Source organism: uncultured Polaribacter sp., from assembly GCF_947503855.1.
Classification (GTDB): Bacteria; Bacteroidota; Bacteroidia; order Flavobacteriales; family Flavobacteriaceae; genus Polaribacter.
Window position 1 is genome coordinate 133,117 of record NZ_CANNFF010000001.1, and the last position, 21,431, is coordinate 154,547.

General features: G+C 28.8%; 18 protein-coding genes. 8 read left to right on the forward strand and 10 right to left on the reverse strand.

What is annotated here, in order from left to right:
- Positions 1-82: 82 nt before the first annotated feature.
- Positions 83-3,430 carry a transcription-repair coupling factor gene (gene mfd, locus Q0662_RS00500; RefSeq protein WP_298945964.1) on the forward strand — a complete coding sequence of 1,116 codons (3,348 nt, stop codon included), beginning with the start codon at positions 83-85 and terminating at the stop codon, positions 3,428-3,430.
- 87 nt (positions 3,431-3,517) lie between these two features.
- On the forward strand, positions 3,518-4,375 hold the full coding sequence (locus Q0662_RS00505; RefSeq protein WP_298945966.1) for an EamA family transporter: 858 nt from the start codon (positions 3,518-3,520) through the stop codon (positions 4,373-4,375).
- 212 nt (positions 4,376-4,587) lie between these two features.
- Here Q0662_RS00505 and Q0662_RS00510 read toward each other — a convergent pair whose 3' ends face one another.
- Together Q0662_RS00510 and dprA are read right to left on the reverse strand one after the other, a co-directional pair.
- Positions 4,588-5,655, reverse strand: coding sequence for a hypothetical protein (locus Q0662_RS00510; RefSeq protein WP_298945968.1), 1,068 nt, complete (start codon positions 5,653-5,655; stop codon positions 4,588-4,590).
- 145 nt (positions 5,656-5,800) lie between these two features.
- Positions 5,801-6,901 carry a DNA-processing protein DprA gene (gene dprA, locus Q0662_RS00515; protein WP_298945970.1) on the reverse strand — a complete coding sequence of 367 codons (1,101 nt, stop codon included), beginning with the start codon at positions 6,899-6,901 and terminating at the stop codon, positions 5,801-5,803.
- Between the two features lie 96 nt (positions 6,902-6,997).
- Here dprA and Q0662_RS00520 point away from each other — a divergent pair, with 96 nt between their 5' ends.
- The 3 genes from Q0662_RS00520 (at position 6,998) to Q0662_RS00530 (ending at position 8,991) form a co-directional block, all read left to right on the forward strand.
- On the forward strand, positions 6,998-7,897 hold the full coding sequence (locus Q0662_RS00520) for an SPOR domain-containing protein (protein WP_298945975.1): 900 nt from the start codon (positions 6,998-7,000) through the stop codon (positions 7,895-7,897).
- Between the two features lie 77 nt (positions 7,898-7,974).
- Positions 7,975-8,484: an acyl-CoA thioesterase gene (locus Q0662_RS00525; protein ID WP_298945977.1), complete on the forward strand. Its 510-nt coding sequence runs from the start codon at positions 7,975-7,977 to the stop codon at positions 8,482-8,484.
- A 12-nt stretch (positions 8,485-8,496) separates the two neighbouring features.
- The gene (locus Q0662_RS00530) at positions 8,497-8,991 is read left to right on the forward strand and encodes a mechanosensitive ion channel domain-containing protein (RefSeq protein WP_298945979.1); all 495 of its coding nucleotides are present in this window, start codon (positions 8,497-8,499) and stop codon (positions 8,989-8,991) included.
- Positions 8,992-8,995: 4 nt separating this feature from the next.
- Here the strand turns inward: Q0662_RS00530 and Q0662_RS00535 are convergent, their stop codons facing one another.
- Genes Q0662_RS00535 through Q0662_RS00550 form a run of 4 tightly spaced genes read right to left on the reverse strand, consistent with a single transcriptional unit; the run spans position 8,996 to position 12,988 of the window.
- Entirely contained in the window at positions 8,996-10,162 is a 1,167-nt protein-coding gene (locus Q0662_RS00535; RefSeq protein ID WP_298945981.1) for a peptidoglycan DD-metalloendopeptidase family protein, read from the reverse strand.
- 56 nt (positions 10,163-10,218) lie between these two features.
- Positions 10,219-10,989, reverse strand: coding sequence for a DUF4292 domain-containing protein (locus Q0662_RS00540; protein ID WP_298945982.1), 771 nt, complete (start codon positions 10,987-10,989; stop codon positions 10,219-10,221).
- Position 10,990: 1 nt separating this feature from the next.
- Entirely contained in the window at positions 10,991-11,971 is a 981-nt protein-coding gene (locus Q0662_RS00545; protein WP_298945984.1) for a hypothetical protein, read from the reverse strand.
- Complete coding sequence (locus Q0662_RS00550; protein ID WP_298945986.1) at positions 11,972-12,988, reverse strand: sugar nucleotidyltransferase; 1,017 nt, start codon at positions 12,986-12,988, stop codon at positions 11,972-11,974.
- Between the two features lie 242 nt (positions 12,989-13,230).
- Here Q0662_RS00550 and Q0662_RS00555 point away from each other — a divergent pair, with 242 nt between their 5' ends.
- Entirely contained in the window at positions 13,231-15,096 is a 1,866-nt protein-coding gene (locus Q0662_RS00555) for an ABC-F family ATP-binding cassette domain-containing protein (RefSeq protein WP_298945988.1), read from the forward strand.
- A 2-nt stretch (positions 15,097-15,098) separates the two neighbouring features.
- On the opposite strand, the gene Q0662_RS00560 is transcribed toward Q0662_RS00555, so the two are convergent.
- Positions 15,099-15,803: a 3'-5' exonuclease gene (locus tag Q0662_RS00560; RefSeq protein ID WP_298945990.1), complete on the reverse strand. Its 705-nt coding sequence runs from the start codon at positions 15,801-15,803 to the stop codon at positions 15,099-15,101.
- Positions 15,804-16,001: 198 nt separating this feature from the next.
- Here Q0662_RS00560 and Q0662_RS00565 point away from each other — a divergent pair, with 198 nt between their 5' ends.
- Entirely contained in the window at positions 16,002-16,700 is a 699-nt protein-coding gene (locus tag Q0662_RS00565) for a response regulator transcription factor (protein ID WP_298945993.1), read from the forward strand.
- Between the two features lie 9 nt (positions 16,701-16,709).
- A complete protein-coding gene (locus tag Q0662_RS00570) occupies positions 16,710-17,750 on the forward strand; it encodes an ATP-binding protein (protein ID WP_298945995.1) in 1,041 nt (346 codons plus the stop codon).
- Between the two features lie 218 nt (positions 17,751-17,968).
- On the opposite strand, the gene purD is transcribed toward Q0662_RS00570, so the two are convergent.
- The 3 genes from purD to Q0662_RS00585 are packed head-to-tail and all read right to left on the reverse strand — an operon-like array spanning position 17,969 to position 21,399.
- Positions 17,969-19,243, reverse strand: coding sequence for a phosphoribosylamine--glycine ligase (purD, locus tag Q0662_RS00575; RefSeq protein WP_298945997.1), 1,275 nt, complete (start codon positions 19,241-19,243; stop codon positions 17,969-17,971).
- A gap of 44 nt (positions 19,244-19,287) precedes the next feature.
- The gene (locus Q0662_RS00580; RefSeq protein ID WP_298945999.1) at positions 19,288-20,043 is read right to left on the reverse strand and encodes a glycosyltransferase family 2 protein; all 756 of its coding nucleotides are present in this window, start codon (positions 20,041-20,043) and stop codon (positions 19,288-19,290) included.
- Positions 20,044-21,399, reverse strand: coding sequence for an exopolysaccharide biosynthesis polyprenyl glycosylphosphotransferase (locus Q0662_RS00585; protein WP_298946002.1), 1,356 nt, complete (start codon positions 21,397-21,399; stop codon positions 20,044-20,046).
- Positions 21,400-21,431 lie beyond the last annotated feature (32 nt).

A 21,431-nucleotide genomic window follows, 5' to 3' on the forward strand; every position in this document is an offset into this window, starting at 1 on the left:
TTTTACGATTCGCTAATGAAAATTCATTTTATTTTCTGCTTTTTATTAATATACATGTTACATTTGCACAAAACTTAGTACGTTGAGTAAGCAGAATATTGTAAATCAATACCAAAAATCTGCGTTAGTAGCGCAGATAAATTCACAACTTCAACAAGAACAAAACCATTTTCAAATTAAGAATTTGGCAGGATCTTCGTTGTCTTTTGTGATCTCAGAAACTTTTAAAAAAGCAGACAAACCTTACCTTTTAATTTTTAATGACAAAGAAGAAGCTGCCTATTATTTAAACGATTTAGAACAACTTTTAGGCGATAAAAACGTACTATTTTATCCCGGTTCTTATAGAAGACCTTATCAAATAGAAGAAACAGACAATGCCAATGTTTTATTACGTTCTGAGGTTTTAAATAGAATAAACTCTAGAAAAAAACCGGCTGTAATTGTTACCTATCCAACTGCTTTGTTTGAAAAAGTAGTTACCAAAAAAGAGCTAGAAAAAAGTACTTTAAAAGTGACTGTTGGCGAAAAGTTATCGTTAGATTTTGTAAACGAAATTTTATTTGAATATAAATTTAAACGAGTAGATTTTGTTACAGAACCAGGAGATTTTTCTGTAAGAGGTGGTATTGTAGATGTGTTTTCTTTTTCTAACGATGAGCCCTACAGAATAGAGTTTTTTGGTGATGAAATTGACAGTATTAGAACTTTTGATGTAGAAACACAACTGTCTAAAGAGAAACTGAAAAAAGTTTCTATAATGCCCAATGTAGAAAATAAAACTTTAGAAGAAAATAGAGAAAGTTTTCTTAAATATATTTCTTCTAAAACTGCCGTATTTGTAAAAAATCAAGCTTTACTTACGGGTAATTTAGATAAGTTTTACAAAAAAGCAGAAGATGCTTTTTTAACTTTATCTAAAGAAATAAAACACGCAAAACCCAACGAATTGTTTTGCGATGGTAATTTTATTTTAAAACAGTTACAAGATTTTACAATCGTTAATTTTGAGGCTAATCCACATTCAGAAGTTGTTACAGCATCCAATAAAATTCTAGATTTTAATACAAATCTACAACCCTCATTCAATAAAAATTTTAATTTATTAATAAACAATTTAGAAGAATACCATAAAGCTGGTTTTACCAATTATATTTTTTGTGCAAACGAACAACAAGCAAAACGTTTTCATGATATTTTTGATGATTCTGAAAAACAAGTTCATTATGAAACTATTGTTTTTCCTTTATACCAAGGCTTTGTTGATGTAGATAATAAAATGGTTTGTTATACAGATCATCAAATTTTTGAACGTTACCATAAATTCCGATTAAAAAATGGTTATGCAAAAAAACAAGCCATTACACTCCAGGAATTAAACAAACTAGAAATTGGCGATTACGTAACGCACATGGATCATGGAATTGGAAAATTTGGTGGTTTGCAAAAAATTGATGTGCAAGGTAAAAAGCAAGAAGCCATAAAATTGGTGTATGGAGAACGTGATATTTTATATGTAAGCATTCACTCTTTGCACAAAATTTCTAAATTTAATGGAAAGGACGGAAAAGCACCTAAAATTTATAAATTAGGTTCTGGTGCTTGGAAAAAAATAAAACAAAAAACCAAAGCTAGAGTTAAACATGTTGCGTTTAATTTAATTCAATTATATGCGAAAAGAAAACTCCAAAAAGGTTTTGCTTTTGGGCCAGATACGCATATACAGCATGAGTTAGAAGGTAGTTTTATGTATGAAGATACGCCAGATCAATTTACAGCTACACAAGATGTAAAAACAGATATGGAAAAAGAACAACCTATGGACAGGTTGGTTTGTGGCGATGTGGGTTTTGGTAAAACAGAAGTTGCTGTAAGAGCTGCATTTAAAGCGGTTGACAATGGAAAACAAGTAGCCATTTTAGTACCAACAACTATTTTAGCTTTTCAACATTACAAAACGTTTTCTGAACGTTTAAAAGATTTCCCTGTTAAGATAGATTATCTAAATAGATTTAGAACTACCAAACAAAAAACAGCCGCAATTGATGGTGTAAATAGTGGTGCTGTAGATATTATTATTGGTACACATCAGTTGACAAATCAACGTATAAAATTTAAAGATTTAGGGCTTTTAATTATTGATGAAGAGCAAAAATTTGGAGTTGCTGTAAAAGATAAATTGAAAACTTTAAAAGAAAATGTAGACACCTTAACCTTAACGGCAACACCCATACCAAGAACGTTGCAATTTAGTTTAATGGCTGCTAGAGATTTATCTGTTATAAAAACCCCACCACCAAACAGACACCCAATAGAAAGTCATGTAATTCGTTTTGGCGAAGAAATGATTAGAGATGCCATTTCTTACGAAATTTCTAGAGGAGGACAAGTTTTCTTTATTCATAACCGAATAGAAAACATAAAAGAAGTAGCTGGTTTGTTGCAAAGGTTAGTGCCTTCTGCAAAAATTGGTATTGGTCATGGGCAAATGGAAGGCAAAAAACTAGAGGAATTAATGCTTGGTTTTATGAATGGTGATTTTGACGTTTTGGTATCTACCACCATTATAGAAAGTGGTTTAGATGTACCTAATGCCAACACCATTTTTATTAATAATGCCAATAATTTTGGTTTGTCTGATTTACATCAAATGCGAGGAAGAGTTGGGCGCTCTAACAAAAAAGCGTTCTGTTATTTTATTACGCCTCCCTATCATATGATGACAGATGATGCCAGAAAACGTATTGAAGCACTCGTTTTATTTTCTGATTTAGGTAGCGGAATTAACATTGCCATGAAAGATTTAGAAATACGTGGTGCTGGAGATTTATTGGGTGGAGAACAAAGTGGTTTTATTAATGATATTGGTTTTGATACCTATCAAAAAATATTGCAAGAGGCTATAGAAGAATTAAAAGAAAATGAGTTTAAAGAACTTTATCCAACAGACACTTCTAAACCCAAAGAGTTTGTAAAAGAGGTGCAAATTGATACCGATTTTGAAATTTTATTTCCAGATGATTATGTAAATTCAGTTACAGAAAGGTTGAGTTTATATGAAAAATTATCTGACTTAAAAACCAATGAAGAATTAAAAACTTTTGAAAGCGAAATTGTAGACAGATTTGGAGAAATACCAACACAGGTAGAAGATTTATTAGACTCTGTAAGAATAAAATGGTTAGCAAAAGAACTAGGTTTAGAAAAAATTATATTAAAACAAAAAAGAATGATTGGCTATTTTGTGTCTAACCAACAAAGCGATTTTTATCAAACAGAAGCCTTTTCTAGAATGCTAAAATATGTGCAACAAAATAGTAAGAGTTGCGTAATGAAAGAGAAGCAAACCAAAAACGGATTGCGTTTACTAATTACATTTATAAAAATAGATGCTGTAAAAACAGCTTTACAAGTTTTACAAAAAATTTAATGTAATCATCAGTTCAATCGAAAACTAGAACTATTTTCACCTAAACCTTTAACCTTGGGACTACGCTAAAGTAGACATAGAAAAAAAATGCAAAAAAACTATACCAAAAATTTATCAGTTTTACTTTTAGGAACCCTTTTTATAAGCACCTCAGGTGTTTTAGGAAGGTATATTGCAATGCCCGCAGAAGCTATTATTTTATGTAGAGCATTTTTAGCCGCTATTTTTATTTACATTTTTTGTAGAGTTCAAAAAATTAGTTTTAAAATAAATTCGGCAAAAGATAAACGCTCTTTTTTAATGGGTGGATTTTTAATGGGTGCACATTGGGTTACTTATTTTTACGCTTTAAAATTAAGTAATGTAGCATTGGCTATGTTATCCATTTATACCTATCCAATAATTACAGTTTTTATAGAACCTTTTTTTAGCAAGAAAAAAGTAGATAGGATACATATTTTGATGGCTATTTTAGTACTTGTAGGGGTGTATAATTTGATTCCAGAATTTTCTATAGAAAACACTTATTTACAAGGAATCTTATTGGGTATTTTATCTGCTTTCTTTTATGCACTAAGAAATTTAATGGTAAAGGAAGATGTAAAAAAATACAATGGCAGCATGCTTATGTTTTATCAAATGGTAATTATTAGTGTTTTGTTGCTACCTACCTTATTTTTTAGCGATTATTCTAATATAGAAAGTCAATTACCTTGGTTGCTTTTGGTCGCTTTATTAACTACAGCTATTGGACATACTTTAATGGTAAATTCTTTACAATATTTTTCTGCAACAACAGCAAGTATTATAAGTAGTGTACAGCCTATTTTTGGAATTATTATTGCCTTTATTTTTGTAAATGAAATACCAAGTAGCTCTACTTTTATTGGTGGAAGTTTGATATTACTAACCGTTATTATTGAGAGTGTTAGAAGTAAAAAATAAACTTTTTAAACCTCATAGTTTTTTTAAACCTGGGTGGTCTAGTCTGATAATAACAACCTAAAAAAACTACTAAAAAAGTTACAGCCAAAAGCTAACAAACAAGTTTAGCCCAGATTGAGCTATTTGTTTGAAATCCTTTTTGCTTTTTCTGCAAAAAGATTGAGTAGCGAAAGCTGGAAATAGCTTCTAAATAAAATGCATAGTAATAACGTTTAAAACAATTCTTTATTACTAATATCTAAATAATTACGCTTTACAAAGGCTAGGATAGTTTCTAAAAGTTCGCCCATGTTTTTACAGTCTTTAAATTTCACATCGCCCACATATTGTATTAAATGTTTTTTTAACAAGGCGATGTTTTCTGAGTAAGAAATGGTGTCTGATTTCATACATCTAATTAACCTTCTTGTTCTTCTTGGTGAGGTAATCATCCTTTTTGCCATGTAAGAGCGTTCTTCTATTTTATATTGGTTGATAGAATTGTTGTGTAGTTTTTTACTTACCATTTCTACCATCTTAAAATTTTCTTTCATAAACTGTAGGTTGTATACTTTTAGGTTGCCTTCAAAAGATTGTTGATCAAAATCTATGGCTCTAATTTTGTATATAATTTGGTCAAAATCGTGTGTGGGTATAACTACATAGTTGTATGAGCGCATGTCTCCTAACAAACGTACCATACAACGTTCTTTAAATTTTACAAATTCTTTAGCTATTTGAGATTTTTCTGAAGAAGTACATTTAGGCAGAAAATCTCTAATAAAATCGTCTCCTGGAACACCTGCTATATGTTCTTCTATTAAGGTGTCTTTATAGATTAGAAAGTTCATATTATGAGGAGACAAAAGATGCTCTAACTCTAAACCATAAACACGAGAAGCATCTGCTTTTTTTACATAGAAATAGGTAAAGTTATCATTTAAAATGTTTCTAATTTTTATTCTAAAAGGTTTCGAATTACCAAAGGTACAATAGTCTATGGCATCTACATTTAAAAAAGGAATGGCATCATCATTACCATCTGAATGGAGCCTTGTGTATATTTTTTTTAAACTTACATCTATTTCTGCTCGGTCAAATTCAGAATAATAAGTTCTTACCCAAAGTGTGTCTTCATCGTTTTTATCAAATACAGCTACAGAGCCTTGAAAACGCAATAAATCGTCGTAAACTATAGAGATTTTTGTATTTCTCTTGTATTTTTTTAGATAGTCATCTAACATTTCGTTGATAGGAAATGTTGGTTTTTTTTTAGACATCAACTTCTTTTCTACTGCCATCTTTTCTATTGATTTGCATCAAAAATAAGAATATTTTAAGGATTTTGTGTTGAAATAAGTTTACGAAAGTTAACTCTGTAAATATTGATAATTAAAGTTCCTTTTTTATAATTCAAAATTCATGCTTTTAATTTTTGACTTTTAATTATAACAATTCAAACATTTTTCCTGGCAAAGGTTTTAACAAACCTTTCATTTCCATTTGCAATAAAATTGAAGATAATTGAAACACAGGAATACTGCATTCTAGAGAAATAGCATCTAAAAGTTGTGCCCCTTTTTCGTGTAATAAATCGTGTATTTTTTGTTCGTTTTCAGATAGATGTAAAAAAAGCTGTTTCTGAATGGGTTTGGGTTTTTCTGCAATATCCCAGTTTAACATTTTTATAATATCGTTTGCATTGGTTAATAAATGCGCTTTGTTATTTTTAATTAAATTATTACACCCTTTACTGTAAATATCTGAAGTTCTACCAGGAACTGCAAAAACATCTCTATTGTAAGAATTGGCAATATCTGCAGTAACTAAAGAACCTCCTTTTTCTGCAGACTCTATAATAATGGTGGCTTTAGAAATGCCTGCAACGATTCTGTTTCTTTTTAAAAAATTTTCTCTTAAAGGTTGTTCTTCGCTCCAAAACTCTGTTAAAAAACCACCATTTTCATGTACTTGATGGATGTATTTTTTATGCACTTTAGGATAAATTTGCTCGAAACCATGTGCCAAAACTGCAATAGTTTGCAAGTTGTTTTTTATGGCTGCTTTGTGTGCACAAATATCTGCACCATAAGCAAAACCACTTACAATTATTGGGTTGTAAGTTGCCAATTCTTCTATTAAATTGTTACAAAAATCGCGTCCATAAGAACTTAAATTTCTTGAACCCACAATAGAAATTATGTTTTTATTTTTTAAGTTGATGTTGCCCTCTTTAAAAAGTAAAATTGGACTATCTATACAATTTTGTAGATGTATTGGATAATCATCTTCTAAAAAATAAGAAAAAGCAATATTATTTTTTTGAATATACGCAAGCTCTTGTGTTGCTAACTTAATATTTTTGTCATCAAAAAGATGTTTTATTACATAGTTTCCTATACCATTAATTTTTGTCAGAGTTGCAGGTTTTTCTTTAAATATTTGCAATGGATCTCCTACATTTACAATTAGTTTCTTTGCTAAAACATCTCCAATAGCTTTGCTTTTTTGCAATCTTAATAAAGCCAATAATTTTTCTTCGTTCAAAAGCTAACAATTTGAATACCAATATATAAAATTTTTGTTAATAATTATTTAGAGAACATTCTTTAATAAGTAGACAAAAATTATATATTTGTTTATATGAATTTAGCCAACTACATCAACGATTTACTTTACAGATACGATTGCGTAATTATACCTGATTTTGGTGGTTTTGTAACCAACAGAATTGGTGCAACTTTTAATACAAGTAACCAAACATTTAATGCACCTGCAAAACAACTTACATTTAACAACCATTTAAAACACAATGATGGTTTGTTAGCTAATTATATTGCTTCTGCAGAACAAATTTCTTTTGAAAAAGCAGCAGCAGCGATATCTTTAAGCGTTATTAATTGGCAAAATAAACTACAAAGAGGTAGCATAGAACTAAATAATTTAGGTACTTTTTCTTTAAACGAAGAACAAAAAATTGTTTTTACACCAACTACAGAAGTTAATTATTTAACTTCTTCTTTTGGTTTGTCTTCTATAGCAACATCTGCAGTAAAAAGACACAATACCACTGTAAAACCTTTACATGAAAATAACCAAAAAGCGCTGCCTTCTTTTATAAAATACGCAGCTACAGCTGCAATTTTATTAACATTAGGTATTGCTGGCTATAATGGTTATCAACAAAATAAGCAAAAAGAAACCTTTGCAAAGCAAGAGAAAATATTAGAAAAAAAACTACAATCTGCTACTTTTGTGATTCAAAATCCTTTGCCAACTTTACAATTAAATGTTAGCAAAAAAAATGCCAAACCCTTTCATGTTGTTGCTGGCGCTTTTCAATACCCAGAAAATGCTGAAAAAAAAATACAACAACTAAAAAAACAAGGCTTTAATGCTAAAATTATTGGTGTAAACAAATGGGGCTTAACTCAAGTTTGTTTCGATAGTTTTGCAGAAAAAAACGATGCTATAAACAGTTTAAATAAAATTAAAAGAACGGTTTCTGAAGATGCTTGGTTGCTTGTAAAAAACATCAAATAATATAACTTTTCTTTATTAGGTTTTAGGTACGGTTTTGTTAAGGTGATTGTTATCTTTGCATAAAAATTACTTTTTTGATGGAAACAAAAACACCTAAAGACTCTTTAACCGTACTTACAGATTTAGTTTTACCTGGCGAGACTAACTATTTAGACAACCTTTTTGGTGGAGAATTACTAGCAAGAATGGATAGAGCTTGTAGTATTGCTGCAAGAAGACACTCTAGAAGAATTGTGGTTACAGCTTCTGTAAACCACGTTGCTTTTAACAAATCTGTACCCGTTGGTAGTGTTGTAAATATAGAAGCTAAAGTTTCTAGGGCCTTTAAATCTTCTATGGAAATTTATGTTGATGTTTGGATAGAAGACAGACAATCTGGACAAAGAACTAAAGTAAATGAAGGTATTTACACCTTTGTTGCTGTAGATGAGACAGGAAAACCTGTGCAAATAGCTAAAATAATACCAGAAACCGAATTAGAAAAAGAGCGTTATGAAGGTGCCTTAAGACGTAAACAATTAAGTTTGGTGTTGGCTGGAAAATTAGACCCAAATAAAGCTACAGAATTGAAAGCTTTATTTAATTAGAACATTATTATTATGTTAGAATTTTTAAATAATCATAAAATTATAGAATCTGCCGTTGTTTTGTTTTTAGCAATACTTATTAGGTTAATAATTACAAACTCGCTCCGTAAAATTCAGGTAAAATTTGGTTTTCAAAAGTCTAGAATTTTAGTAACTAACAAAATAATAACTATTTTAACGTATGCTACTATAATTGTTGTTATTGCTTTTATTTGGGGTGTAGATGAAAAACAATTATTAGTATATGTTTCTTCTTTTTTAACCATTTTAGGAATTGCATTTTTTGCACAATGGTCTATTTTATCTAATATTACTGCTGGTATTATTCTTTTTGTAAACTACCCGGTTAAAATTGGAGACACCATTACTATTTTAGAAAAAGACAATGATACAACAGGAGAAATTAGAGATATTGGCGCATTTTTTATCACTTTAAAAACTCCTGAAAACGAGTTTATTACCATACCAAACGCTATTATCTTACAAAAAAATATAAAGTTTAAATAATTTACTACCTTCTAAGAATCCAACTAGACGGATTTAGTTTGGTCGTATTTTTATACAACACAAAAATTAGTTTTGTTTTACCAGAAACTTTATCGGTAAAGATTTTTCCAATGCTTTGTCCTGTAGAAACAACATCACCTTTTTTAACGTATAGTTTTTCTAAGTTGTTATAAGAGGTTATGTAATTACCATGTTGTATTAATACATTTTTTCTACCTTCTGAAGTAACTAAAATATTTAAAACCTTACCATTAAAAATAGTTTTTGCATCACTATCTTTTTTGGTAGTAAAATGCAAGCCTGTACTGTTTAAAGTAATACCAGGAAAAGTTGGGTGTGCCTGCCTACCAAACCTTCTTGTAATCAATCCTTCTTCTAAAGGCCAAGGTAGTTTCCCTTTATTAGACTCGAATTTTGTTGCTAATGCTTTTGCTTCTGGACTTAAAATAAATTCATTCTTTTTAGGCGTTTTTGGTTTGTTTTTTACTTTTTTATTGGCCCTTGCAATAGCTTCTTTAATAATTTTATCAATTTTTTCTGAAACTCTTTTTTCTTCTTTTATTTTCTTTTTTAAGTCTCTTTTGTACTTTTTTTCATTCTTTTTTATAATAGAAATTAGTTTTTCTTTGCTTGTTTTATCGAGTTCAATTTTTTGTTGTTGCTCTTTTTCAGATAAAATTAAAGTATCTTTTACTTGTTTTTGCAGGGTTAAAGAATCTATTATAGCAGCTACCGTTTTTGTTTGTGTTACAATTTCTTCGCCCTGTTTTTTTCTAAAAGACGTATATTGTTTCATATACTCTAGACGCTTGTAAGCTTGATAAAAATTATCTGAAGATAACAAAAACATTATCTTACTTTGCTGAGATCTACTTTTGTAAGATTTAAAAATCATACTGGCATAATCTGCTTTTAAAACTGCTAACTCTTTTTTTAATTTTATTACTTTTTGTTCGTTTATAGCAATTTGTTTAGATAAAATCTTTGCTTCTGCATTAATAGTATTTATTAAATTTTGTCTAATAGATATTTTTTGATTGATATCTTTAAGATCTTCTAAAACATTTTTTTCTTTTTTAATTTCTTTAAACAGTAAATTATTTACAAGGGCTATTTCTTTTTTTAGTTTTTTCTGACGCTTTTCTAATTCTTTTTTTGTTTGGCCTTGCACAGAAAAACAAGAAAAAAGTATGCTAAAAAAAACGATATATAAGTTAGCTTTGATCACTATAAATTGATGTGTTTATAATTTTCTGGAATAGAAAATGAGGTATTTATTGGTTTGTTAAACTCTACAGATTTTAAGGTAAAATTTATTTTGGTTATTTTTTTTCCTTGTTTGGCTCTTATGTCTATTTTTTTTGGAAAAATCTCTTTATCTACAATGCTATAAGATGGATATTCTACCTCTAAAGCTTGATTTTTAAATGAATTTATTACTTTCTGAAAATCTAATTTAAAATGACCTGGATTGATACCAAAAAACATCTTTAAAACGCCATTTGTAGTTTGAGGTTTTAAAACATACGTATTGTTTACAATATTTACTTCTTGTTTATTTTCTTTTAAATCTATAACGGCTTGGCCTAAAAATAGGTTTTCTAACTGCGTATAATTTAATGATGTGCCTAAAACATTTTCCAACATTTTAAAATCTCCTTTGAAATAATTTTTTGCATATGGCGAATAATACTCAACAGCTTTTGGTGTAATTCTTGCTTTAAAAATCGTAATAAATTTTGAGCCTTTTAACCAAATTTCTTTGCCTTTGGTAATTCGTAAATAAACAGATAAACTTTGTTTTATTTTACCATTGTTAAAATTTGCAGAAAGTTTAGCGTCTACAGTTTCTTTACCAAAACTTACATTTAAGTGTTTTTTTACCACTCTTTTGGCAGACATTTCTTTAGCAATACTATTAGAATCTATCACATATTTTTTTGTTTTACAAGATGTAAAAACAAGTATAATTAAAACTAAATATTTAAATATTTTCATGCTATTTATTTAGTCTTTTAAATTTATCTAAATAGTTTTTTTCTTCAACTGTATTGCCTAATCCTTTATAAGCTTTTGCTATTTCTTTATAAAAATTGGCTTCCATTTTATCTTCAATTACAAAATCAATACCATTTTTCAACATACGAATAGCTTTGGTAAATTCTTTTTTAGAATTTAGGGCTTTTCCATTTATTAAATATACATAGGGTTGTGCAGGAAAAAGAGAAATACCTTCTGTGCTGTATTTTAATAAAGCTTCAGGGTTTTTATGTTCATTCTCTAAAATTTGTTTTAAAAGAGTAAACGATTTATTATTTTCAAATTGCTTATAAATAGTTTCGTTATTAGTCGTAACTTTTCTCTCTTTTAAAACCTTTCTTTTTCTGTTTTCTAAATTTTCTTTAACTCTTTTGAAATTAGAAGACAATCGGTTTTGCTTGTCTAAAACCTTCATTAAATTGAGTGCTTCTTTATAGTTATTGTCTCTTAAATAAAGTCGCACTAAATAATTGCTGTCTTTAGGATTTAAAGCTACTATTTCTTTCTGAGTTTCTATAGCATTTTTAAAATCGTTTTCTTTTAAATATACCTTAACCAAATGTTTTAGCAACCAAATGTTAGAAGCTTCTATTTTTATAGCTCTTTGTATGTATTCTTTTGCTAAAAGCGTATTACGTAACAGTAAATAATTCTTAGAAAATTCAAAAAAAACAGTTGCGTTATAAGGTAATATTTGATTGCAACTTTCTAGGTATTCTATAGATTTTTGATAATTACCAATAGATTTTTGCGTAAGTGCTTTAAAAAAAAACTGCTGAAAGTTCAACTCTTTTTCTTCAGTTAAATCTACTGCTGCTGGTATGCTATCTTGGGAGTTTATTTGATTGGTATAAAGCATAAAGAATAAAGAAAAGAGAACTAACTCTAGATAAGAGGTTCTCTTTTTTCTATTTTCTATGTTGTTACATCTTATAAACATCTAAGTTAATTCTGTATAATCTCCTATACTTACAGAGGTAAATTTACCGTTAAATTTTGCATGATTACCAATCATAGCATTATCTAAATTAGCATTAGAAATTGTAACATTGCTTTGAATTAAAGAATTGGTTATGGCTGCGTTTTCTATAACACTATTGCTTCCTAAAGAAACGTATGGTCCAATTTTTGTATTCTTTAAAACTACGTTTTCACCAATATAACAAGGTTGTATAATTTCTGAATTCTCTAATACAACGTCTTTAGAAACTAAATTATTACCAGCTTTGTACTCAAATTCTAGTACTTGCTTATTGGTATCTACTGTTGGGTCTTTTTTTCCACAATCCATCCAAGTATTTACGGTTCCTGGTATAAATTTAGCCCCTTCGCTTTTAAGAGTTTCTAAAACGTTTGTAAGTTGATATTCGTTATTTTCTTTTAAATCATTATCTATTAAATACTTAATTTCGTTTCTTACTCTATCTCCATCTTTAAAGTAATAAATACCAATAATTGCTAAATCAGATACAAACTCTTGTGGTTTTTCTACAAAATCTGTAATAAAACCATTGTCTAATTTTACCACACCAAAAGCACTTGGATCTGCTACTTGCTTTACCCAAATTGCGCCATCTGCATTGGCATCTAGTTTAAAATCTGCTTTAAATAAGGTATCTGCATAAGCAACCACACAAGGGCCAAATAAAGAATTTTTAGCACAAAAAAGGGCATGTGCTGTACCTAATGCCTCTTCTTGCACATAAACATTCCCTTTTGCTCCTAATTCATTAGCTATTTGCAATAAAGTTGCTGTTGTATTTTCTGGAAAGCCTTTTTTTGCAGGCCCAATTATAAATGCTATTTCATCAATTTCTTCATCAATAACAGAAGAAATATCTTCTACTAATCTTTGTACTATAGGTTTTCCTGCAATTACAGTTAAAGGTTTTGGTACTGTTAATGTATGTGGTCTTAAACGAGAACCAATACCTGCCATAGGAACAATTATCTTCATCTTAAGGTATATTTTTATATCTCGCAATATACCATTTATTGAAGTACTAGTAAAATAGTTTTTATTGAAAAAACTTTGAATACTGGGATCGATAAAAGCTTTATTTGGTAGTATTTTTACTTTAACAAAAATAGGGGTCATTTAGCTAATAACTCCTTACAAAACACTCCTAAAAATTAAATGATTTAAAAACCTAATCGTTTACTTGGGTTTTTTGTTTCTTTGTAAAAAAATAAATCTTAATGAATTATTTATCAGTAGAAAATATATCTAAAGCATACGGAGAACGAATTTTATTTGAAGACATTTCTTTTGGTATTAACAAAAACCAAAAAGTAGCTTTTATAGCAAAAAATGGAAGTGGTAAAACATCGATCTTAAATATTATTGCTGGCTTAGACGTACCAGATTCTGGACAAGTAGTTAGCAGAAAAGACATTTCTATTGCATACTTATCTCAAAAAGACGACTTAAATCAAGATTTAACTATAGAGGAAACCATTTTTGCAACAGATAATAAAATTCTTTCTATTGTAAATAAATATGAAAAAGCCTTAAAAAATCCTGAAGATACAGATGCCTATCAAGCCGCTTTTGATTTGATGGACCAATACAATGCTTGGGATTTTGAAACACAATACAGACAAATTTTATCTAAACTAAAACTAGACAATTTAACCTTAAAAATAAGTGCTCTTTCTGGAGGACAAAGAAAAAGACTCTCTTTAGCCATTGTACTAATTAATAAACCAGATTTACTTATTTTAGACGAGCCTACAAACCATTTAGATTTAGAAATGATAGAATGGTTAGAAGCTTTTTTTGCCAAAGAAAAAATAACCCTTTTTATGGTAACACACGATCGTTACTTTTTAGAACGTGTTTGTAACGAAATTTTAGAGTTAGATGAAGGTAAAATTTATAAATACAAAGGAAATTATTCTTTTTATTTACAAAATAAAGAAGAACGTTTAGCATTAGAAGCTACCAATTTAAGCAAGGCAAAAAGTTTGTTTAAAAAAGAGTTAGATTGGATGCGTAAGCAACCCAAAGCAAGAACTACAAAATCGAAATCTAGAACAGACGATTTTTATAAAATAAAAGCACAAGCGCATCAACGTAGAAAAGACCACCAAATACAATTAGAAATAAATATGGAGCGTTTAGGAAGTAAAATTCTTGAGCTACATAAAATTTCTAAATCTTTTGATGATAAAGTAATTTTAGATGGTTTTGATTACGTATTTAAAAGAGGAGAACGAATTGGTATCATTGGGAAAAACGGCACAGGAAAATCTTCTTTTTTAAATATTATAACAGAAAAAGCACCTTTAGATAGAGGGAAAGTTATTTTAGGTGAAACTGTTAAGTTTGGATACTATACACAAGCAGGAATCCAAATAAAGGAAGGACAAAAAGTAATAGAGGTTGTAAAAGAGTTTGGAGAATTTATCCCTTTAACAAAAGGAAGAAAAATCTCTGCATCGCAATTATTAGAGCGTTTTTTGTTTGACAAGAAAAAACAATATGATTTTGTAGAAAAACTTTCTGGTGGTGAACAAAAAAGACTGTATTTATGTGCTGTATTAATACAGAATCCTAACTTTTTAATTTTAGATGAACCCACAAACGATTTGGATGTGGTAACTTTAAATGTACTTGAAAGCTTTTTATTAGATTATCCAGGTAATTTATTGGTGGTTTCTCACGATCGTTATTTTATGGATAAAATTGTAGATGCCCTATTTGTTTTTAGAGGTGATGGTGTTGTAGAAAATTTTCCAGGAAATTACTCAGATTTTAGAGCTTATGATAATTCTGCAGATACTAAAGAAACATCTAAAATTGAGAAACCTGTTGAGAAAAAAGTAGCGAAAGAGAGCTCTAAAACATCTTTAAGTTTTAACGAAAAAAGAGAGTTTGGTGCTTTAGAAGTAGAAATTGAACGTTTACAAAAGAGAAAAACTACCATAGAAAAACAATTTTTAAATGTAGAAATTGCTACAGAAGATATTCCTAAAAAATCTGAAGAATTACAAGAGATTATTGCAGAAATAGAGCAAAAGGAAGAACGTTGGTTAGAACTTTCTATGAAAATGGAAGGGTAATTTTAAACCCTAACAATAGCATCCTCTTTTAACAATTCTTGATTGTTAAATTTTAATAAGATTTGAGCTACAGCAATGGTATCTTTTTCGCAATAATTTACAATTCTTTGTATGTTTTTTTCTTCGTAATAAACAGCTGCAACTTCACTGCCATCAATATCATCTTTAGGTGATGGTATCCCTAAAATAGACGTTAATAATTTAAGAGAAGTATAATGTTTATAATCGCCAAATTTCCACAATTCTAAGGTATCTAAATGAGGTACTTCCCAAGGTTTTTTACCAAATAAATTTAATTTTTTTGGGAGTTCTATTTGGTTTACAATCATTCTTCTAGCAATAAATGGAAAATCGAATTCCTTTCCATTATGAGCACATAAAAACTGAGAGGGTTTAGAAAAATGTTTGTCTAACAGGGTTTTAAAATTAACTAATATTTTGGTTTCATCATCACCATAAAAAGAGGTTACTCTAAATTGATTTTCTGCAAAATACCCAACTGAAATACAAATAATTTTACCAAACTCTGCCCAAATACCTGCTCTTTCATAAAATTGTTCTGATGTAAATTCTTCTTTGCGTTGGTATTGTGTTTTCTTTTCAAATAAATTTTGATGTGCTTCAGAGAGGCTATTCCAATTACTTTCTAGAGGTACAGTTTCTATATCTAAAAATAAAATGTTGGCAATTTTGAGTTTTAGGTTCATTGGTTTCTTTTTCTACGATAAAGGTAATAAAAAAAGAAAAAGGGTAAAATTTTTACACTAAATAAGTTTTCTCTATAACTAAAGTATGGGTTAACTAAACCTTAAATGAAAGATAATTTACATTAAATGATTGTTAAGTGTTTGTTATTATAATTTATTTATTAGTATTTTTGATACTCACAGTTTTTTAAAAAATTTATGAACAAAAGTGATATTAAAATTTTATTAGTTGATGATGAACCAGACATTATAGAAATTGTTGGTTACAACTTAAAAAACGAAGGTTACCAGGTTTTTACTGCTAATAACGGACAAGAAGCCATAAAATCTGCAAAAAAAAATGTACCTCATCTAATTTTATTAGACATTATGATGCCAGAAATGGATGGTATAGAAGCTTGTGAAAAAATTAGAAAAATTAGTTCTTTAGAAAATGTTATTATTTCATTTTTAACAGCTAGAGGAGAAGATTACTCTCAAGTTGCAGGTTTTGAAGCCGGTGCAGACGATTATATAACAAAACCAATAAAACCAAAGGTTTTATTAAGTAAAATAAAATCTTTATTAAGAAGATTAAAATCTGATAAACAAAGCGAAGAAGCTTTTAAAATTGGAGACATTGTTATAGACAGAGAAGAATATGTAGTTTATAAAGCAGGAACTAAAATTTCTTTACCTAGAAAAGAATTCGAATTATTTTCTCTACTTACCTCTAAACCTGGCAAAGTTTTTAAACGAGAAGTTATTTTAGATACTGTTTGGGGTAATGAAGTAGTTGTTGGTGGCAGAACTATAGACGTACATATTAGAAAATTAAGAGAAAAAATAGGAGATCATCACTTTAAAACTGTAAAAGGGGTAGGTTATAAATTTGTTTTAGAAGGCGCAGATAATTAACTTGCCTAAATGAAATTTAAAAGAACATACTCTTACGCACTTTGGTCTGCCATATATTTAACACTTTTATCAGTAATAATTGCTACTATATCATATTTTGTAGTTGTTAAACATTTAGGCATAGGAGCCCTTATAATTTCGATTGCGGCACTCTTTATTATTTCTTTTTTTATTATACAATACAGGGCAGAGCATTTTATTTATAGAAGATTAAAGAAAATCTACGAAGACGTATCTATACTAGATGTAAAAGATTTACGTAAAGATTCTGTAACAACAGATATCGAAAAACTTTCTAAAAGAATGCAGAAGTTTGTAGAGGGTAAAAGGATGGAAATTAAAAGTTTAACAGAAAGAGATTCTTTTAGAAGAGATTTTTTAGGAAACGTAGCACACGAACTTAAAACACCACTTTTTACAGTACAAGGTTATATTTTAACCCTTTTAGAAGGTGCTGGAAGTGATAAAGAAATACGAAAAAAATACTTAGAAAGAGCCAACAAAGGTGTAGAAAGATTGGTTGCTGTTACTAAAGATTTAGACATGATTGCTAAATTAGAAACAGATGGTTTAAAACTAAATATTAAGGTTTTTAATATTTTAGAATTGGTACAAAATGTATTCGATTTATTTGAAATGAAAGCCAAAAAACGAAACATTACCTTAAAATTTGATCGAATTTATGAGTTTCCAGTCTTTGTAAAAGGAGATATCGAAAAAATAGAGCAAGTACTTATAAATCTTATTGTAAATTCAATTAAATACGGCAAACCTAATGGAACTACCATTTTAGCTGTTGATTCTTATAGTTCAGATAAATTTATTGTGAAGGTAGTAGATAATGGCGAAGGCATAAAATCTATACATTTACCACGTTTGTTTGAGCGTTTTTACAGAGTAGACCAAAGTAGATCTAGAGAGCAAGGTGGATCTGGTTTAGGTTTGTCTATTGTAAAACATATTGTAGAAGCACACGACCAAACCATGTTGTTAAAAAGTACTTATGGCGAAGGTTCTGAATTTTCTTTTACTTTAGAAAAGGCAAATTAAATTAGCTTCTAATTCAATTTTTGTGAGTTTTTATTTAGCAAAAAATTCGATAGTAAAAAATAGCATTATTTTTTTAAAAGACGACAAATACTCTTATTTCGTTTGATGTTTGGTTGGAACAAAAAACTGCGTTAAGGATTGAAATGGCATCCTTTTTTTCTTTTTCGGAAAAAAAGATATAATGGAAAGCCTGTTAAAACGCCCAAATAAAATGCTTGTTAAACCAAATCGAAACCGATATCTTTTCTGTAATTTATTTTATCGAAATGAATTTTATGAATGCTTTTGTAAGATTTTTCTAAAGCCTCTTCTATAGTTTCTCCGAAAGAAGTAATTGCCATAACTCTACCACCGCTTGTAACTACTTTACCGTCTTTAAGGGTTGTTCCTGCATGAAAAGCAATGGAATTTTCTAGTGTGTCAAAACCTGTCATTTCTTTACCTTTTTGATAAGCTTCTGGGTATCCACCAGAAACCAACATAACAGTTGTTGCTGTTTTTGGAGTTACAGAAAAGGATTTTTGATCAAGGGTTTGGTTGGCAACGCCTTCAAACAAATCAAATAAATCTGACTCGATTCTTGGTAAAACAACCTCCGTTTCTGGATCTCCCATTCGTACATTATATTCTACTACAGATGGGTTTCCGTGGTCATTCATTAAACCAATAAAAATAAAACCTTTGTAATCAATTCCGTCTTTTTGTAAACCATTAATAGTTGGTTTTACCACCAATTCTTCTACTTTATTTAAAAAAGCTTCATCTGCAAATGGCACAGGAGAAATAGCGCCCATTCCACCCGTATTTAGACCTGTATCACCTTCGCCAATTCTTTTGTAATCTTTTGCGGATGGTAATATTTTATAGTTTTTACCATCTGTTAACACAAAAACAGACAATTCTATTCCTTTTAAAAACTCTTCTATCACAACTGTTGATGAAGCTTCACCGAATTTTTGATTGGAAACCATTTCTTTTAATTCAGCTTTAGCTTCTTTTAAAGAATTTAAAATTAAAACTCCTTTACCAGCGGCTAATCCATCTGCTTTTAACACAAAAGGTGGTTCTAAAGTTTCTAAAAACGCAAAACCTTCTGCTAAATTTTCTTTTGTAAAAGATTGGTATTTTGCAGTTGGAATACCATGTTTTTGCATAAACTGCTTAGAAAAATCTTTAGATCCTTCTAAAGTTGCTCCGTCTTTTTTAGGGCCAATTACAGGAATATTTTTTAAGGCATCATCAGCTAAGAAAAAGTCGTGAACGCCCGCTACCAAGGGTGCTTCTGGGCCCACAACTACCATTTTAATATCATTGTCTAAAACGGTTTGTTTTACAGCTTTAAAATCTGTTGGATTGATATTAATATTAGTTGCAATGTTGGCTGTACCAGCATTACCAGGTGCAACAAAAAGTTGGTTTACCTTGTTACTTTCTAATAATTTTAATGTAAAAGCGTGTTCTCTACCTCCAGAACCTAAAATAAGAATATTCATTTGTGTTGTTTGTTGTTTTGCAAATATATTTTAAAAAAAATTGGTTACCTAAAGCCCCACTTTAAAAAATATTTTATTGCTGAGGAAATATGGTAAAAAAAAAGTTTTAAACTTTTAAATGAACCTTTTTGATGTTGATGAATAATGTTAACTTCTGGAAAATACATTATTTTTTTACCAGATCTATCAATCTTTCTACATAGATCAGCATCTTCCATGTATAAAAAATAGCGTTCGTCAAATCCATTTAAAATCTTAAAATCTTCAGTTTTAAAAAGCATAAAACAACCATGAATAAAATCTGGATAAAAAGGTTTGTTTAAATCGCTATCTCTATATTGGTTTTTAAGTGCCAATCTTTTAAAAATCTTTAAATTCCGATTTATTAAATTAAATAAAGTGGGATGCTTTCTACAGACGTATTGCAAACTTTTGTCTGGATAAATAACTTTAGGAGTTATAAATGACACCTCTTTATTTTGCAAAAGTTGATTCATTAAAGCTGAAATAATATCTGGAGAAAACGCAACATCTGGATTTAGAATTAAATGAAAATCTGACTGAATTTTATTTAGTATTAAATTATGTGCTTTTCCGAAACCAATATTTTTTCCCGTAAAAACATATTCTATTTCATTAGATTTTAAAATATCTTTTACTTGGTTGTTTTTAGAATTATCAATTAAAAATAATTTTTTTTTAAACGGTGTATTTAAAAAGGAGGTAACTGTTTTTTTTAAAACATTTATATTTTGATTGTAAAGAACAATACTTGCAGTAATTTGATGTTCTTTATTCATTTAATAAGCCTTTTCTTCTCCTTTAAACACATTTAAAACAGTTTGAATAATAATTTTAATATCTAAGAAAAAAGACCAATTTTCTATATAGAAAATATCTAAACGCACTCTATTTATAATATCAGATTTTTTAGTTATTTCTCCCCGGTAACCGCTTATTTGAGCTAAACCAGTTATACCTGGTTTTACAATATGTCTTTTTAAATAATTGTCTACATCTTTTTGGTATTCTAAAGACAAACTCTCTAAATGTGGTCTTGGTCCAACCACACTCATATCTCCAAGTAAAACGTTTATAAATTGAGGTAACTCGTCCATACTTGTTTTCCTTAAAAAGGCTCCAATCTTAGTAACTCTAGAATCGTTTTTAGTAGCATGCACTTTATTTGCAGTTGCATTAATTTTCATTGATCGAAATTTGTAACAAACAAACTCATCTCCGTTAATACCTTCTCTTTTTTGTTTAAATATTAAAGGGCCTTTTGATTCTAATTTTACCAAAACCCATAAAATAGGTATTAACCATGAGAGTAAAAAAACACATACAAAAAGTGAAAAAAAGACGTCAAATATTCTTTTTTTATAAAAGTTTTCTGGGAATTCAAAAGGTAATTTTTTTACATTTAATACAGTTATTGTATCGTCATAAAATACAGTGCTTTGATTTTTACTATATAACTCATTAGACTCTGGTATTAATTTTAAAACGATGCCTTTATCTAATGCAAATTTATTTAGTTTTTTTATTTGCTCTTTATCTAAAGAAGATAAAGAGCAGTAAATTTCATCTACAATATTATTAGTTGTATATTCAACTACACTTTCTAAATTTCCTAAAAACTCTTTACTTTTATAGGTTTTATTAGAGAAAAAACCCAAATACTTATATCCTAAATTAGATTTACTTTGAAATAACTTAATAAGTTTTTTTACTGAATCATCATAACCAATTACTACTGTTGTTCTATAATTATTACCATATGATCTGTATTTTTTTAAAAGAAAGAGCCATAAAAATTTAATAGCTGTAATACTTATTATAATAGCGCTAAGAATAACGAATTGGTTATTTACAACATCTCCTTCTCTAAAAGCACCAAAATATGCAAAATAACCTAAGAAAAAGATTGAAAACTGTCTTATTAAAAGAGTTAGTATATGTAAGGCTTTTGTGTATCTATATACTTTATAAAAACCTAAAAAATAACTTGTAAAAAACCAAAACAAAGAAATGTAAGACAAAAAAGAAGTATTTAAAAATTCTTTGTCATAAATTAAATAGACTGCAAAATTAATAATAAAAATATCCAATATAATTTGGAGTGGTCTTATTAAGTAGGAGTATCTTTTTTTCAAGTTTGGTTCTTTTAAAAAACGATTATACTTTT

What these genes read in the sequence shown, in the direction of transcription:
- Q0662_RS00530 (WP_298945979.1), top strand. Translation starts at nt 8,497, where the DNA reads ATGTTAGAATTTTTAAATAATCATAAAATTATAGAATCTGCCGTTGTT.
- Q0662_RS00510 (WP_298945968.1), bottom strand. Translation starts at nt 5,655, where the DNA reads ATGGCAGTAGAAAAGAAGTTGATGTCTAAAAAAAAACCAACATTTCCT.
- Q0662_RS00540 (WP_298945982.1), bottom strand. Translation starts at nt 10,989, where the DNA reads ATGAAAATATTTAAATATTTAGTTTTAATTATACTTGTTTTTACATCT.
- Q0662_RS00525 (WP_298945977.1), top strand. Translation starts at nt 7,975, where the DNA reads ATGGAAACAAAAACACCTAAAGACTCTTTAACCGTACTTACAGATTTA.
- Q0662_RS00505 (WP_298945966.1), top strand. Translation starts at nt 3,518, where the DNA reads ATGCAAAAAAACTATACCAAAAATTTATCAGTTTTACTTTTAGGAACC.
- Q0662_RS00545 (WP_298945984.1), bottom strand. Translation starts at nt 11,971, where the DNA reads ATGTTTATAAGATGTAACAACATAGAAAATAGAAAAAAGAGAACCTCT.
- Q0662_RS00520 (WP_298945975.1), top strand. Translation starts at nt 6,998, where the DNA reads ATGAATTTAGCCAACTACATCAACGATTTACTTTACAGATACGATTGC.
- Q0662_RS00580 (WP_298945999.1), bottom strand. Translation starts at nt 20,043, where the DNA reads ATGAATAAAGAACATCAAATTACTGCAAGTATTGTTCTTTACAATCAA.
- Q0662_RS00555 (WP_298945988.1), top strand. Translation starts at nt 13,231, where the DNA reads ATGAATTATTTATCAGTAGAAAATATATCTAAAGCATACGGAGAACGA.
- Q0662_RS00565 (WP_298945993.1), top strand. Translation starts at nt 16,002, where the DNA reads ATGAACAAAAGTGATATTAAAATTTTATTAGTTGATGATGAACCAGAC.
- Q0662_RS00570 (WP_298945995.1), top strand. Translation starts at nt 16,710, where the DNA reads ATGAAATTTAAAAGAACATACTCTTACGCACTTTGGTCTGCCATATAT.
- purD (WP_298945997.1), bottom strand. Translation starts at nt 19,243, where the DNA reads ATGAATATTCTTATTTTAGGTTCTGGAGGTAGAGAACACGCTTTTACA.
- Q0662_RS00560 (WP_298945990.1), bottom strand. Translation starts at nt 15,803, where the DNA reads ATGAACCTAAAACTCAAAATTGCCAACATTTTATTTTTAGATATAGAA.
- Q0662_RS00550 (WP_298945986.1), bottom strand. Translation starts at nt 12,988, where the DNA reads ATGAAGATAATTGTTCCTATGGCAGGTATTGGTTCTCGTTTAAGACCA.